13 protein-coding genes are annotated in these 13,841 nt (G+C 70.7%); 8 read left to right on the top strand and 5 right to left on the bottom strand.

The features are described 5' to 3' along the window. Positions 1–76: 76 nt before the first annotated feature. A complete protein-coding gene (locus ACIQ7D_RS14725) occupies positions 77–568 on the top strand; it encodes a MarR family winged helix-turn-helix transcriptional regulator (protein WP_403937390.1) in 492 nt (163 codons plus the stop codon). A 395-nt stretch (positions 569–963) separates the two neighbouring features. Here the strand turns inward: ACIQ7D_RS14725 and ACIQ7D_RS14730 are convergent, their stop codons facing one another. Then, positions 964–1,836 (bottom strand): helix-turn-helix transcriptional regulator, encoded by an 873-nt coding sequence (locus ACIQ7D_RS14730; RefSeq protein ID WP_403937392.1) that lies wholly within the window; start codon positions 1,834–1,836, stop codon positions 964–966. A gap of 204 nt (positions 1,837–2,040) precedes the next feature. Between ACIQ7D_RS14730 and ACIQ7D_RS14735 the strand changes: the two genes are divergently transcribed. Then, a complete protein-coding gene (locus ACIQ7D_RS14735) occupies positions 2,041–2,841 on the top strand; it encodes an SDR family oxidoreductase (protein WP_403937394.1) in 801 nt (266 codons plus the stop codon). A gap of 36 nt (positions 2,842–2,877) precedes the next feature. On the opposite strand, the gene ACIQ7D_RS14740 is transcribed toward ACIQ7D_RS14735, so the two are convergent. Beyond that, positions 2,878–3,387: a MarR family winged helix-turn-helix transcriptional regulator gene (locus ACIQ7D_RS14740; protein WP_403937396.1), complete on the bottom strand. Its 510-nt coding sequence runs from the start codon at positions 3,385–3,387 to the stop codon at positions 2,878–2,880. A gap of 141 nt (positions 3,388–3,528) precedes the next feature. Between ACIQ7D_RS14740 and ACIQ7D_RS14745 the strand changes: the two genes are divergently transcribed. Next, positions 3,529–4,782 carry an amidohydrolase family protein gene (locus ACIQ7D_RS14745; RefSeq protein ID WP_403937398.1) on the top strand — a complete coding sequence of 418 codons (1,254 nt, stop codon included), beginning with the start codon at positions 3,529–3,531 and terminating at the stop codon, positions 4,780–4,782. Between the two features lie 66 nt (positions 4,783–4,848). Here ACIQ7D_RS14745 and ACIQ7D_RS14750 read toward each other — a convergent pair whose 3' ends face one another. The 3 genes from ACIQ7D_RS14750 to ACIQ7D_RS14760 all read right to left on the bottom strand — a co-directional run bounded on the left by ACIQ7D_RS14750 (position 4,849) and on the right by ACIQ7D_RS14760 (position 9,546). Further along, on the bottom strand, positions 4,849–6,420 hold the full coding sequence (locus ACIQ7D_RS14750; RefSeq protein ID WP_403937400.1) for a hypothetical protein: 1,572 nt from the start codon (positions 6,418–6,420) through the stop codon (positions 4,849–4,851). A gap of 198 nt (positions 6,421–6,618) precedes the next feature. Beyond that, a complete protein-coding gene (locus tag ACIQ7D_RS14755) occupies positions 6,619–8,895 on the bottom strand; it encodes a protein kinase (RefSeq protein ID WP_403937402.1) in 2,277 nt (758 codons plus the stop codon). 228 nt (positions 8,896–9,123) lie between these two features. Continuing rightward, positions 9,124–9,546, bottom strand: a complete 423-nt coding sequence (locus ACIQ7D_RS14760; RefSeq protein WP_403937404.1) for a YjbQ family protein — start codon at positions 9,544–9,546, stop codon at positions 9,124–9,126. 92 nt (positions 9,547–9,638) lie between these two features. Here ACIQ7D_RS14760 and ACIQ7D_RS14765 point away from each other — a divergent pair, with 92 nt between their 5' ends. The 5 genes from ACIQ7D_RS14765 to ACIQ7D_RS14785 all read left to right on the top strand — a co-directional run bounded on the left by ACIQ7D_RS14765 (position 9,639) and on the right by ACIQ7D_RS14785 (position 13,810). Then, on the top strand, positions 9,639–9,722 hold the full coding sequence (locus tag ACIQ7D_RS14765; RefSeq protein WP_403937486.1) for a putative leader peptide: 84 nt from the start codon (positions 9,639–9,641) through the stop codon (positions 9,720–9,722). A 161-nt stretch (positions 9,723–9,883) separates the two neighbouring features. Then, positions 9,884–10,750: an ABC transporter permease gene (locus tag ACIQ7D_RS14770; protein ID WP_403937406.1), complete on the top strand. Its 867-nt coding sequence runs from the start codon at positions 9,884–9,886 to the stop codon at positions 10,748–10,750. Further along, complete coding sequence (locus ACIQ7D_RS14775) at positions 10,723–11,478, top strand: ABC transporter ATP-binding protein (protein ID WP_403937408.1); 756 nt, start codon at positions 10,723–10,725, stop codon at positions 11,476–11,478. Before ACIQ7D_RS14770 ends, ACIQ7D_RS14775 begins: the two co-directional genes overlap by 28 nt. Before the next feature lie 83 nt (positions 11,479–11,561). Continuing rightward, on the top strand, positions 11,562–12,602 hold the full coding sequence (locus tag ACIQ7D_RS14780) for an ABC transporter substrate-binding protein (protein ID WP_403937410.1): 1,041 nt from the start codon (positions 11,562–11,564) through the stop codon (positions 12,600–12,602). Beyond that, positions 12,599–13,810 (top strand): LLM class flavin-dependent oxidoreductase, encoded by a 1,212-nt coding sequence (locus tag ACIQ7D_RS14785; RefSeq protein ID WP_403937412.1) that lies wholly within the window; start codon positions 12,599–12,601, stop codon positions 13,808–13,810. Before ACIQ7D_RS14780 ends, ACIQ7D_RS14785 begins: the two co-directional genes overlap by 4 nt. Positions 13,811–13,841 lie beyond the last annotated feature (31 nt).

A 13,841-nucleotide genomic window follows, 5' to 3' on the forward strand; every position in this document is an offset into this window, starting at 1 on the left:
AGCATGCATGCGGAATGCATGGTGCACTTCGTGGCGTATTGTGGACGCGTCCCTACGGAAGTCGAAGGCGGTTGACATGGATGCCGAACAGGCCGGGGAGCGCCTCGAACGGGAGCTGCTGATCCTCACGCGGCACCGCGAGATGACGGCGCCCCGCCGTCTGCACGGCGGCGACGCCCTCGACCGCAGCGCCTACGTGCTGCTGAACCGGCTCGAAACGCAGGGCCCCATGTCCGTCGCCGACTTCGTCGACGCCTTCGGACTGGCCGCCTCCACCTTCACCCGGCAGACCGCCGCCCTGCTCAAGGACGGACTGGTCGAACGCATGCTGGACCCCGCCGGAGGTGTGGCCCGTAAGTTCCGTATCACCGAGCACGGCAGGGACCGTGTCGCCGCCGACCGGGACCGCGTCGTCAAGGGACTGGCCGACGTGGTCACGGACTGGCCCTCCGAACGCCTCAGCCGCTTCCTCGACGACCTCCAGCAGTTCAACACGGACATCGAACGACTCACCGGCAGGCCCTGGCCCCGCCTGCCCGCCCGGGAAACCGAGCGCTCCGCCCCCTGAGGCACGGTCGGCGTCGGAATGCGCGGGGGCGTCCAGGCGCGGGCGGTCACGGACATCGCGGATCCGCACACTGGTGTCACAGATCATCGACAAGGCAACCGAACAGACGGGTTCCCCGCTCTTGTGGGTCGAACTGACACCCCGTCCACCGCGTGCTCCAGCCGAGGAGACATCTTCATATGTCCGAGACAGCCGCTCCCCCGATCCGGCGCCTTCGTGACCGGGCCGTGGGACTCGCAGTGGTCGGTACGGCCCTCGCCCTCGCCGCCCCGCTCCCGGCGACGGCCGCGACCGCACGGGGAGGTGCGGCTCGGGGAAGGTGCGGCTCGGGGAAGGACGGCCGCACAACCCGCCCGGCCCCACCATAACCGCCCCCGCCCCTCGGACGGTGTTCGTCAGGGAGTCTTCGGATGCGGGGTATCGGCCGGTCTGCCGTGTGCCGTGTCGGTGGGTTCGGTCTGCGAGAGCGCGGCGAGGAGTTGCAGCTTCTCGTCGCTGTCGCTGCCCTTGTCGGGGTAGTAGACGACCAGGATGACGTCGTCGACGGGGAGTTTGTCCCGGTGGAGACGCAGTTCACCGACCACGGGGTGGTGGACGGTGGTGGTGCCTCCTTCGAGGCCGCGCACGTCGTGCCGGGCCCACAGGGTACGGAACCGCTGGCTGGACAGCGCGAGCTCTCCGACGAGTTCGACGAACCGGAGGTTGTCGGTGTCGTCCCCGATGGTGGTGCGCAGTGTGGCGATGAAGCCGGCGGCGCCTTTCGCCCAGTCCTCGTGGAAGGCTTGTTCCTCGGGGTCGAGGAAGAAGGAACGGAGCCGGTTCTGGCCGGGCCGCAAGCGCGGGGAGAGCGCGACGGCCATGGCGTTGGAGGCGAGGACGTCGAAGGCGCGGCCCTCGACGAACGCGGGAATCCCCAGATGGGCGAGGAGCTGGTGCACCCGTGCCGGTACGTGTTCGGGGCGCTTGCGGCGCGGTGCCCTGGGGCGTGCCGCCGCGAGGCCGAGCAGATACGTCCGCTCGACGTCGTCGAGGCGCAGGACACGCGCGAGTGATTCGAGGACCTGCGGCGAAGGGTTCTTGTCGCGGCCCCGCTCCAGGCGCAGGTAGTAATCGGCGCTGATGCCGGCGAGCAGGGCGACCTCCTCACGGCGCAGGCCGGGTACGCGGCGGTTGGCGCCGGGCGGGAGCCCCGCCTGCTCCGGGGAGACCAGCTCACGCCGGGCGCGGAGGTAGCCGCCGAGCCGGTGGTCGGATTCCTCGTCCTTCATACCGCCACGGTAATGCGGTACGCCCCGCTCAGCGGGGGCCCTGTCAGGACCAGGGAAGACGGGGGCCCTGCCACACCCGGCAGTTTCCGTCAAGACTTGTGGCATCGCTGTTCGTGGCATCGCTGTTCGAGAAGGACAGAGATCATCGTTGACCGGCGCCACGGGCTGAACGCCGTCGGCGCCCCGAGCTGAAGGGAAGACCTCATGGATCTCTCCAACCGCACCGTTCTCATCGTCGGTGGAACGTCCGGCATCGGCCGGGAACTGGCCCGGCGGTTCGCCGCGGCGGGCAGCACCGTGGCCGTCGGAGGTCGCAGCGCACAGGCGCTCGCCGACCCCTCCGACCCCTCCGAACTCTCCGAACTCTCCGAACTCTCCGACGAAGGCATCGGCACATTCGGCATCGATGTCACCGACGGCGCCTCCGTCACACGTGCCCGCGACGCCGTACTCGCCCGGTACCCCGGGCTGGACACCGTGGTGACCATGTCGGGTGTCATGCTCCTGGAGGACCTGCGCGACCCCGCGGGGCACTTCGAGGCGGCGCGGACGACGATCGACACCAATCTGGTCGGCACCATCCGGGTCATCGACGCCTTCACCCCACACCTGGTCCGGCGCGGCGCCGGCACTTTCGTCACCGTCACCTCGGGTATCGCCTTCCTGCCGTTCCCGCCCATGCCCACCTACGCCGCCTCGAAAGCCGCGGTGCACGCCTACTCCGAGGCGCTGCGGGCGCAGCTCGCCGGCACCGGCGTCGGTGTCGTCGAACTCGTTCCGCCGGCCGTCGCCACGGCAGGGCAGGAGAAGGTGAACCCGCACGCGCTGCCGCTCGACGACTTCGCCACCGAGGTCATGGGGTTGCTCTCCCAGAACCCCACCCCTGACGAGATCCTGGTCGAGCGGGTCCTCATGCACCGCTGGGCCGAGCGGGACGGCACGTACGACGACCTCGTGGCACAGCGCTCCCAGGCGCTGGCCATGCTCCCCGGCCGCCGAGGCTGACCCCCGTACGGCCGCGGGCCCGGTCGCGCGACGTCCTTAGAGGTCGCGCGGCGGGGGGCCGTTGACGGTGCCCGGGGCCGGCAGCCGGGCGGTGGAGTCCGCGTACTTGAGGAGGAGACGCGCGAATTCGAGTCGCTCGGCGTCGGGCCAGTCGCGGGTGATGTACTCGAACGCCTGCCGCTGCTGGTGGCGGAAGCGGTGGAGGAGCGCCGTGCCTTCTTCGGTGAGGTGGAGCACGGTACGGCGGCCGTCCCGCTGCGAGGCGGCGCGGACCAGGTAACCATGGGAAATGCAGTCGCTCACCATACGGCTGGCCACCGACGGGTCCACCAGGAGGTGGTCGGCGAGTCCGCCGACCGTCATCTCCGTGTCCGCCTCGGCCGCCTCGTCGACGATGTTGAGGACCAGGTTGCGCTTGAGGTCCTTGGGCCCCACCGGAGGGTCGACCGGGGCCTGCATGGTGCGGCGTCTCAGCCGGGCGAATGCCGTACCGACAGCGTCCAGGAGGGCCTGGCCCTGTGGCATCGAGGCGTCCGAGTTGGTCACCCTCGCAGCTTATCGCATACATCTGCAGACCACAGATGTATGTCGATGTGCATGGAATTGCAAGTTGCATTAATGTGGCGATCGCGGTGGGGAGAACTCGGCACCAGCGGAGCGACAGGCCCGCCCGGAGAAGAGAGAGTCATGATCACAGCCATCATCAACGGCCGTGTGTTCGACGGTGAGCACGTACTGCGGGACACCACCGTCGTGCTGAACGGCACGCGGATCGCGGCCGTCGGAGGTGAACCGCCCGCCGGGGCCACCCTCGTCGACGCCAGGGGCGGAACGCTGCTGCCCGGTCTGTTCGACGCCCATGTGCACACCTCCGACGAGGCGCTCGCACTGGCGCTGCGGTTCGGGATCACCACCGAACTGGAGATGCAGGGCATGAACACCAGGCCCGGCCGCGCGCACATCACCGAGAACGACTCCCTCGCGGACGTCCGCTCCGCCGGGTTCGGCATCACTCCTCCCGGGGGCCACCCCAGCGAACTCATGCCCAAGGATTTCAGCCCGGGGGGCCATGGCGGACCGGACGACCAGGACGATCGCCCCGGTCGGCGGGAGATGCCTCTGATGCCGTTCTCCACCACCCCGGAGGAAGCGGTCGCCTTCATCCCCCAACTCGTCGCGGCGGGCTCGGACTACATCAAGTTCATGGTCGACGACGGCACCGTCGAGGGCCACCCCGGTCTGCCCATGCTCGACCAGGCGACCCTGACCGCCGGTGTGGCCGAGGCCCACCGCCACGGGATGCTCACCGTCGCCCACACCCTGACCGTCGACGCGACACGGATGGCGATCGAGGCCGGCATCGACGGCTTCGCCCACCTGTTCATGGATCAGCCGCACACCGCCGAGATCATCGACCTCATCGCCGGATCCGGCGCGTTCGTCATCCCCTGCGTCGTCCTGAACGCCTCCATGACGGGCATCACGGGCTCGTCCCTCGCCGAGGACCCACGCGTCGGTTCACGCCTCGACGAGGCATGGACGAACACCCTGAACAGCAGCTACAACCGTTACCCGGAAGGCAAACTGGACGATGTCCTGGCCTCGGTCAAGGCCCTGCACGACGCCGGTGTCGACCTGATGGCGGGCACCGACGCGGCCCCCCTTCCCCTCCCGTTCCTGGGCGGTATGGTCCACGGGGCCAGCGTCCACCAGGAACTCCGGTATCTCGTCCAGGCCGGCCTCACCCCGGTCCAGGCCCTGCGCGCGGCGACCCTCACCCCGGCACGCCGCTTCGGCCTGGAGGACCGCGGCCGCATCGCCGAGGGCCTGCGGGCCGACCTGCTGCTCGTGGACGGCGACCCCACCACCGCGATCGGCGACACCCTCAACCTGCGTGACGTGTGGCGCCGCGGCACCCGCACCACACTCTCCGCCTCGTAGAAACGCACGCGTCCCCCTTGACGTGACAGGCAGCGCGACGTGACGCGACGCCGTAGTGCCTCCCGGTCAGGCCGAGGACAACTGTTCTGCTATCTCCTTGACCCAAGCGGCGCTCTTTGCCGGGTCGTTGAGGGAGTCCGCCCACTCCTCCGGGGACAGTCGGTGGCTGGCGGGGCCTGATTTGAGAGCGGTGAGAAGTGCTCTGGCCGAGTTGCGCATTTCGGCCGATGTGCTGCCGCTCCCGCTGATGTCCGCGCCCGCCGCCAGTCCGTAGAGTTTACGGGCCATGGCCTGGCGTTCGCCGTTCTCCACCTTCTTCCAGAACTTCAGGGCCTCCTTCAGCGCGTCCTCGCGGGAGGCGGGCTCCGCCCGGGTCTCGTCCTCCGCCCAGCGTTCGGGGTGGCGGGCCCCGTCGTAGCGCTTCTTCCCCGCGCGGCCCGCCTTGTAGGCGGTGACGCCGAGGATGAGGCCGGCCGCACCGGCGGCGAGGCCCCAGCCGACCGGGTTGCTCGCCAGTCCGGCCCCTCCCGCTGTGGCGGCGACCGCCGTCACGATGCCGCCCGCGGCCTTGGTGGACTCGCCCACGGCCGTGAGCGCCTGCTTGCCCATCTTGTTGCGCTGCTTGCCGAGCGCGTACGTGTGCACCGTGTCCATCGTGTTCACGTCTTCGGCGCGCCGGACGTCTCTGGCCGCGTCACGGGCGTCACCCATCGCTGCCCAGGCCGCGTCGATGGCCTCGGAAACACGCTCCAGCCGGTCCTCGCCGTCGTGGCCCCAGTGGGCATCCAGCGCGACGTACGCTTCGGCCGCGGCCCATTCCGCGTCCTGCCGCGCCTGGTCCAGCCGGGCCAGTGCCTCCTCTTCGACACGGTCGGTCTTCCCGAGCCCTTTCAGGGCACGGTACTTGCGGGCCGTCAGACCGAAGCGGCCCGCCGCACGGGCGCCCTTCACCGCGCCGACGGCACTGGAGCCGATACCGCTCGCCTCGGACGCTGTCATGGCGTACGCCGCCTTCTGCGCTTTCGTCAGCTCCTTGGCGATACCGAGGGCGTAGCTTCCCGCGCCGGCGGCGCCGATGACCGCGTCGGCGGTTTTGGTGTTGGCCTTCTTGTCCGCTCCGTGGAAGGCGGCCCCGCTCTGGTGCTTCTTGGCGTCCTTCTTGGCTTTGGCCGCCTCCATGCCACTGAGCATGGCGCCGGTGGTCTCCGTGACGAGGTTCTCCGACGCGGCGGCGGTCCCCGAGGAGGCGGCGGAGTGTTTGAGAGCGTCATCGGCCGTGGCGGAGGCTTGCTGGGAGAAGCCCGCGTTGGCGGGGACATGGACGCCCTTGACGAAGGTGTCGATGAATTCGAGATTCTTCTTGAGCTTGTCGAGGACCCCGGCGATCCGGTCGCGATAACTCTTCGACCCGGTGGACGCCTTGCCGTTCTCGGGTGCCTTCCCCTTCGCCGTGCCCCTGGCGCGCTGGACCGCCGCGGTCGTGGCCCGGTTGCCGGCGCCGGACTGCATGTCGAGGAAGGCGCGCTCCGCCGAGTTTTCGGACGGACTCCCGGCCCGGCTACCCTCCCGGCTCTGCCGTGTCGGACTCAGGGCAGCCATGGTCTGCCGAGTTGAGGTGCGGTACACCGGGGTGCTCATGGACGTACCTCTCCTGCGCCAGACCAGCGAGGTTGAAAGTAACCAGGCACGACCAACAGAAGGGGTCCGGCGGGGAAATTCTTCACGCACGGCGCGGAACGCGTTGTGGCGGATTCCATCAGGAGGGCGAAAGCAGCCTCGGCCAGGGCCTGTTGCCCGGACTCCGGGTGCGGGCCGAGCGCGGCACACTCCCCAGGGTCAGCCCGACTTCGGCGGGTTCTGCGTGTCGAAGGCGAAGAGTGTGTTCTTGGCCGCGGCCACGATCACCGCACGCCCCGCGACGGTCACGCGCGGGCTCGCGCCCTGCTCGCCCGTCAAACCATCGGCCTGCGGATCCGTTGTCCACAGGGATGTGCCGTCGTACGGCGACAGCGCGACCACCCGGCCGGTGGCCGAGCTGAAATACAGTGCGCCGGCTCCCGCCACGGGACCGGACGCGCCTTCCACGCCCGTCTGCCGGGACCACTTCTCCCGGCCTGTCGCCGGGTCGATGGCTGTGACGAGACCGGTCTGCCGGCTCACGTAGAGGGCGCCGTCCGCCATGCCGGGCGTCCCCGGGTATGTCTTGGCCAGCCGGGAGTACGTGACCTTCCGCGAGGCCGGGTCGACCCGCGCCACCCCGTCGTAGCCGGCGAGCGCCGTTCCCTCCATGCGCGCCTGGAAGAGTACGAGCCTGCCGTTGGCGACGCCCATCGCCACGGCGGGGCCGTCAACCGCGATGGGCCTGCCCAGTGTCCCCGAGGCACGGTCAACCGTGTACAGGGTGGGGTGGCGCACCTCTGAGGCGTCCACCTCCGCATTCGTCGCGCACATCGCGAGGAGCCGCGGGCCCACCGGGACGGGAGCGCACTGCCTGCCTGCCGGGAACCCCGTCCTCCAGGCGATCGTACCGCTGTGCGCGTCCCGGGCCTCGAAGCGGGAGTTGGAGGCGTCGACCGTCACCACGGTGGAGCCGACCACAACGGCGTCCTGGCTCCGCCCCGTGACGGCCTTCGACTGGGCGCCGGACGGCACGGACCACAGCTCCCGGCCACTGCTCGCGTCGATGGCCACCACCTCGCTGGAAGGGTCCTGCGGGGCGTCCTGGGCGGCGAAGCGGTAACCGAGCACCGTGTCGTCGGTGGCGCCGACCAGGTGCATGCCCTGGACGGGGACGCCCGGACTCTTCGCCGTCCACACCCGCGAGCCGTCCAGGACCCTGATACGGGTCGCGACAACACCGCCGCCCCCGCAGAACAGCGCGTCGCCGCGCGCGACGCAACGCAGCTCGTCGGGGATGTCCTCGCGACCGCCCCGCACCGTCTTGAGCCACGGCCCGAAGCCGTCCTGAAGCGGGGCACTCGGCGCCGCGACGCTGTTGTTCTCGCGTCCGCCGCTGTCCGTCCCGAATCCGCCTGTCGTCAGCGCGGCGACTCCCCCGCCGATCGCGGCCACCGCGAGCGCGGTCGCGAGCACGGGACGCCATCGGCGACGCAGACGACGGCCGAGGGGAGCGCCGGTACTCCCTGTGCCGGTACTCCCTGTATCGGTACTCCTTGTATCGGTACTCCTTGTATCGGCGCCGGCCGGGGCGGTCGGCGCCGGGGTGGCCCGCGCCGCGAAGTGATGCTGGGTGTCCATGTCGCGGGTGCGGCCCGCGCCCTGCCCATGCCCGTCGGTCCCGCCGAGGTCGGTCGGCAGGTCCCGCAGCAGTACGAGGAGTTCGTCCGCCGAGGGGCGCCCCTCCGGCTCCTTGGCCAGGCACGACTCGACGACCGTGCGCAACGCCTCCGGCACGGCATCCAGCGAAGGCTCCTCGTGCACCACCTGATACGCCGTCAGGTAGGGGCTGTCCGCGTCGAAGGGCCCGTGGCCCGTCGCCGCGTACACCAGCAGCGTCCCCAGCGAGAAGACATCGGACCGCGGCCCCACACCACGCGGCGCCTGCAACTGCTCCGGCGACATGAAGGGCGGCGTACCGATGACCCGCCCCGTCATCGTCAGCGTCTGCTGATCCACGGCGCGCGAAATGCCGAAGTCGATGACGCGCGGGCCCTCGGGCGAGAGCACGACGTTCGAGGGCTTCAGGTCACGGTGGACGACCCCCACCCGGTGGATGTCGCGCAGCGCCTCCGCCAGCCCGATGGCGAGCATCTTCAGCTCCGCTCCGTCCAGCGGGCCTTGCGTCGCGATGCGCTGGGCGAGCGTCTGCCCCTCGATATAGGTCGTCGCCATCCACGGCTGCTCCGCCTCGGGGGCGGCATCGACCACGGCGGCGGTGAACGCTCCGCTCACGCGCCGCGCCGCCGCCACCTCCTGCCGGAAACGGATGCGGAACTCGTCGTCCCCCGCGAACTGCTGGTGGATGAGTTTGATCGCGACAGGCCGCCCCGAGCTCGTGCGGGCCAGAAAAACCGTGCCCATTCCCCCCGAGCCGAGCCGCGCCTCCAGCGGGTAACCGCCGATCTCGGTGGGATCACCTCCGCGCAGCGACACTCTTCCCGACCTCTCGTTCCCCGTGCACCTCTGTCGCCACGGGCCTGCGTACCTGTCCTGCACCCAAACTAGCCGCAAGGCGGTACGGCGGAGCAAAGAGGGTGACGAACAGGGGGCCCGGGGCTTCTCCCGTGCCGCAGACGACGAAGCAGCGCCGCGCCGCATCCACGCGCGCCGCTCATTCGGCGCGGCCGGACTCCCCCCGCACACTCCTACCGGGGCAACGCGCTACCCGAGGAAGCTCAGACGTACCTGACGGCCGGGGTTGTCCCTGTTCGTGTCGACCAGGCAGACCGACTGCCAGGTACCCAGTTCCAGCCGGCCCGCGACCACCGGCAGCGTCGCGTGGGGCGGTACGAGGGCGGGGAGGACATGGTCCCTGCCGTGGCCCGGGGTGCCGTGGCGGTGGTGCCAGCGGTCGTCGGCGGGGAGCAGGGTGCGCAGGGACGCGAGCAGGTCGTCGTCGCTGCCCGCGCCTGTCTCGATGACCGCCACCCCCGCGGTGGCGTGCGGCACGAAGATGTTCAGGAGGCCGTCCCTGCCCGCCGCCGTCTCCCGGAGGAATTCCGCGCAGGCGTGGGTCAGGTCGGTGACCGTCTCCTCGGTACCGGTGGTGAGACGCAGGACCTTGGTGGTGAACGCGTGAGCCATACCCCCATCCTGCCGACCGCCGGGCGAGAACGCGCATCCGTGTGGCGAGACGGCATTGACCGGGTCCGGAAAGTCTCGCTACGTTCTGGGCCATGACGCGATCAGCTCTGCTCACCACGCGCGGTCACATCGACCTGCTGCGGGTGGCCTCCGCCGCGTGTTGTCGCGGCCGCTGAGCACTTTCCGGCTTACGGCGCCCGCCTTTCCCGGGCCCCGCGTCTCCCCACCACCCCGTTGTACCCGGCTGACCGTGCCGTAGCACCACCGTGCGCGGACGCCGGGGCGGGGTCCTGACGCCTCCCCCCTCCCGTACTCTGTCGCTGTCCGTGGAGCCTCCATGACACTCGGCCACGCCCCGCCCGACATATCCCCTGAATCCACCCACCCCTCCCCTGTTCTGGAGGCCGTGACACCGGTCTCCGCGCGCGGCTCACGGCTGCGCGCCGCCCCTCGGTGGCTGCGCCGCACGGTCGGCCCTGTGCTGCTTCTGGTCTGCTGGCAGGCGCTCAGCGCGGCGGGGGTGCTGCACCGTGACATCCTCGCCTCGCCGGGCACCATCGCCCGGGCCGCCGGTGATCTGATCGCCGACGGCACCCTGCCCGCCGCCATGGGGGTCTCGCTCCAGCGTGTCGCCGCCGGGCTGCTGCTCGGCGGGGTGATAGGCGTCTGCCTCGCCCTGGTGTCGGGGCTCTCCCGGCTCGGTGAGGATCTGGTCGACGCGACGGTGCAGATGCTGCGCACCGTCCCCTGGGTCGGGCTGATCCCGCTGTTCATCATCTGGCTCGGCATCGGCGAGGCGCCCAAGATCGCGCTCATCTCGCTCGGGGTCGCCTTCCATCTCTATCTCAACGTGTACGCCGGGATCCGTGGCGTCGACGAACAACTCGTCGAAGCGGGCCGGTCGTTGGGGCTGGGCCACTGGGGGCTGATCCGGCATGTGGTCCTGCCGGGGGCGCTGCCCGGCGCGATGACCGGTCTGCGGTACTCACTCGCCACCGCCTGGCTCGCCCTGGTCTTCGGGGAATCGATCAACGCGGACGCCGGTATCGGCTTCCTGATGAACCAGGCCAGGGACTTCTTCCGTACCGACGTCATCGTGGTCTGCCTGGTCGTCTACGCGCTGCTCGGGCTGGTCGCCGATGCCGTCGTCCGTACTCTCGAAAGGCTGCTGCTGCAATGGCGACCGAACTTCACGGGCCAGTGAGAAGCGCGCCGGAACTCGACGGCGCGGCGGCGGTACGGGTCGAGGGGCTGACCCGGTCCTTCGGCGGGCGTCCGGTGATCGACCGGCTCGATCTGACCCTGCGGCCAGGGGAGTTCACCGCGCTGCTGGGCCGCAGCGGCTGCGGCAAGTCGACCTTGCTGCGGGTCCTGGCCGGGCTCGACCGGGAGATCGAGGGCACCGTGCTCGTACCGAAGCGGCGGGCCGTCGCGTTCCAGGCGCCGCGGCTGATGCCGTGGAAGCGGGTCTGGCGCAATGTGCTGCTCGGTCTGGACGGCAAGCCCGAACGGGCCGTGGCCGAGAGCGCGTTGGCGGAGGTCGGGCTGGGCCACCGGTCGGGCGCCTGGCCGAAGACGCTCTCGGGCGGCGAGGCCCAGCGCGCCTCGCTCGCCAGGGCGCTGGTACGGGAACCCGATCTGCTGCTGCTCGACGAGCCGTTCGGGGCGCTGGACGCGCTGACCCGGCTCACGGCGCAGCGGCTGGTCGCCGAGTTGTGGCAGCGGCGCGGCTGCGCGGTGCTGCTCGTCACCCACGATGTGGAGGAGGCTCTGCTGCTCGCGGACCGGGCGCTGGTGATGCGGGACGGTGCCATCGCCTACGAGACACCGGTCGCGCTGGACCGGCCGCGTTCCGTGGGCGATCCCGGCTTCGCGGCTCTCCGCGCCCGGCTGCTGGCCGAGTTGGGGGTCGATGACGTGGGGCATCGATGACGCCGGCGACCCGCCGGCGTCCTTGCCCCGGCTGCGTCGCGACCGTAACTCCTCTCCGCTCCACCCACGTTGAGAGACCTCTCATGAAACGTCTTCTGCCCGCCGTCCTGTTGCCCCTGGCTCTGCTGTTCACCGCCTGCTCCGGCGCTTCGTCCGCCGACGACTCCGGCGGGGCGGGCGGCTCCACCGACGGGAAGGGACCGGTGACCCTCCGCGTCGGTGATCAGAAGGGCGGCGCCGAGGCCGTTCTGCGGGCCGCCGGTGAACTCGACGACCTCCCCTACCAGGTGAAGTGGTCGACGTTCACCTCCGGGCCGCCGATGCTCGAAGCGGTCAACGCCGGCGCCGTGGACACCGGTTCGGTCGGCAACACCCCGCCGGTGTTCGCCGCCGGTGCCAAGTCGAAGATCACGGTGGTGGGCGCCACACATGGTGACTCCCGGGGCGAGGCCATTCTCGTACCGAAGGACTCGAAGCTGCGGAAGACGGCGGAGCTGCGAGGAAAGACGGTGGCGGTCGCCCAGGGCAGCTCGGCGCACTACCAGTTGATCGCCTCGCTCCGGCGCGCCGGCCTCACCCTCAAGGACATCAAGGTCACCCTGTTGCAGCCGGCCGACGCGCTGGCCGCGTTCGCCGGGGGCAGGGTCGACGCCTGGGCCGTATGGGACCCGTACACCTCACAGGTGCTCCGTGCCGGACAGGGACGGGTGCTGACGCATGGTCAGGGGGTGGTCAACGGGCTCAACTTCCAGGTCGCCTCGGACGCCGCGCTCAAGGACAAGGCGAAGTCGGCGGCGCTCGGTGACTTCATCGACCGGCTTCGCCGGGCCCAGGACTGGGTCCATCACCATCCGGAGACGTGGGCGAAGGTCTGGGCGAAGGACACCGGGCTGCCGTACGACGTGGCCCTGGACGCGGTGAAGCTGACCTGGGGGACGCGGGTCCCGGTGGCGCTGGACGCGGCCGCGATCGCCTCCGAGCAGAAGATCGCCGACACCTTCGCCGAACTGGAGCTCATCCCCCGCCGCTTCGACTTCGCCGACTACGTGGACGACCGCTTCAACAAGGATCTGCCGCCGTCGACCTCGCCCGCACACAGCTACGGAAAGGTTTCTTCCCGATGAGTGTTCATCTGCACTGGTTCCTGCCGACCGGCGGCGACGGGCGCACCCTGGTGGACCGTCACGCGTACACCGACGGCGGCATCAAGCGGTCGAGGATCACCCCGGTGAGCGGGGTCAGGGCGCCCGACATCGAGTATCTGGGGCAGATCGCCAAGGCCGCCGAGCATCTCGGCTTCGAGGCGGTACTGACACCGACCGGCACCTGGTGCGAGGACGCCTGGCTGACGACGATGGCGCTCGCGCAGCAGACGGAGCGGCTGAAGTTCCTGGTCGCCTTCCGGCCGGGGCTGATCTCGCCGGTGCTGGCGGCGCAGATGGCGGCGACGTACCAGCGCATCACCCGGGGCAGGCTGCTGCTCAACGTGGTGACCGGCGGCGACGCCACGGAGCAGCGGCGTTTCGGTGACCATCTCGACCACGACCGGCGGTATGCGCGGACGGCGGAGTTCCTGTCGGTGGTGCGGGGCGCGTGGCAGGGCCGTCCGTACGACTTCGACGGGGAGCACTTCCAGGTGGAGGGCGGGCTGACCGCCCTGCCGCCGGACCCGCTGCCGGAGATCTTCTTCGGAGGTTCGTCGGCGGCGGCGGGACCGGTCGCGGCGGAGCACGCGGATGTCTATCTGACCTGGGGCGAGCCGCCGGCCCAGGTGAAGGAGAAGATCGACTGGATCCGTTCGCTCGCCGAGGAGCGCGGCCGTACGGTCCGGTTCGGTATCCGGATGCACACCATCTCGCGGGACTCCGCGCATGACGCCTGGGCCACGGCCGGCCGGCTGCTGGACGATCTCGACCCCGGGACGGTGGCCGCGGCCCAGCGGGCGCTGGGCCGGAGCGAGTCGGTGGGCCAGCAGCGGATGCTCGCCCTGCACGGCGGCTCCCGCGACGATCTGGAGATCTCGCCCAACCTGTGGGCGGGGGTGGGTCTGGTACGGGGCGGGGCGGGCACCGCGCTGGTGGGCAGCCATGCCGAGGTCGCGGACCGGATCGAGGAGTACCACGAGCTGGGCATCGAGCACTTCGTGCTCTCGGGTTACCCGCATCTGGAGGAGGCGTACTGGTTCGGGGAGGGCGTGACGCCGGTGCTGGCGGAGCGCGGGCTGCTCGCGCGGGTTCCGGCGTCCCCGCGGCTCGGGGTGGCGGGGGCGGGCGGCACACAGGCGCCCGGGGGCGGGGGCGGTGCGCCGCTGCTGCTGGCCGGGGGCCGCTGAACCCTCGCGGACGCGAGGGCGCGGGCGCACG

Source organism: Streptomyces sp. NPDC096310 (genome assembly GCF_044763125.1).
Taxonomy (GTDB): domain Bacteria; phylum Actinomycetota; class Actinomycetes; order Streptomycetales; family Streptomycetaceae; genus Streptomyces.

Excerpts from the sequence above, each read along its gene's own strand:
- ACIQ7D_RS14785 (WP_403937412.1), top strand. The coding sequence starts at position 12,599 with ATGAGTGTTCATCTGCACTGGTTCCTGCCGACCGGCGGCGACGGGCGC.
- ACIQ7D_RS14760 (WP_403937404.1), bottom strand. The coding sequence starts at position 9,546 with ATGGCTCACGCGTTCACCACCAAGGTCCTGCGTCTCACCACCGGTACC.
- ACIQ7D_RS14750 (WP_403937400.1), bottom strand. The coding sequence starts at position 6,420 with ATGAGCACCCCGGTGTACCGCACCTCAACTCGGCAGACCATGGCTGCC.
- ACIQ7D_RS14730 (WP_403937392.1), bottom strand. The coding sequence starts at position 1,836 with ATGAAGGACGAGGAATCCGACCACCGGCTCGGCGGCTACCTCCGCGCC.
- ACIQ7D_RS14725 (WP_403937390.1), top strand. The coding sequence starts at position 77 with ATGGATGCCGAACAGGCCGGGGAGCGCCTCGAACGGGAGCTGCTGATC.
- ACIQ7D_RS14745 (WP_403937398.1), top strand. The coding sequence starts at position 3,529 with ATGATCACAGCCATCATCAACGGCCGTGTGTTCGACGGTGAGCACGTA.
- ACIQ7D_RS14765 (WP_403937486.1), top strand. The coding sequence starts at position 9,639 with ATGACGCGATCAGCTCTGCTCACCACGCGCGGTCACATCGACCTGCTG.
- ACIQ7D_RS14775 (WP_403937408.1), top strand. The coding sequence starts at position 10,723 with ATGGCGACCGAACTTCACGGGCCAGTGAGAAGCGCGCCGGAACTCGAC.
- ACIQ7D_RS14735 (WP_403937394.1), top strand. The coding sequence starts at position 2,041 with ATGGATCTCTCCAACCGCACCGTTCTCATCGTCGGTGGAACGTCCGGC.
- ACIQ7D_RS14780 (WP_403937410.1), top strand. The coding sequence starts at position 11,562 with ATGAAACGTCTTCTGCCCGCCGTCCTGTTGCCCCTGGCTCTGCTGTTC.
- ACIQ7D_RS14770 (WP_403937406.1), top strand. The coding sequence starts at position 9,884 with ATGACACTCGGCCACGCCCCGCCCGACATATCCCCTGAATCCACCCAC.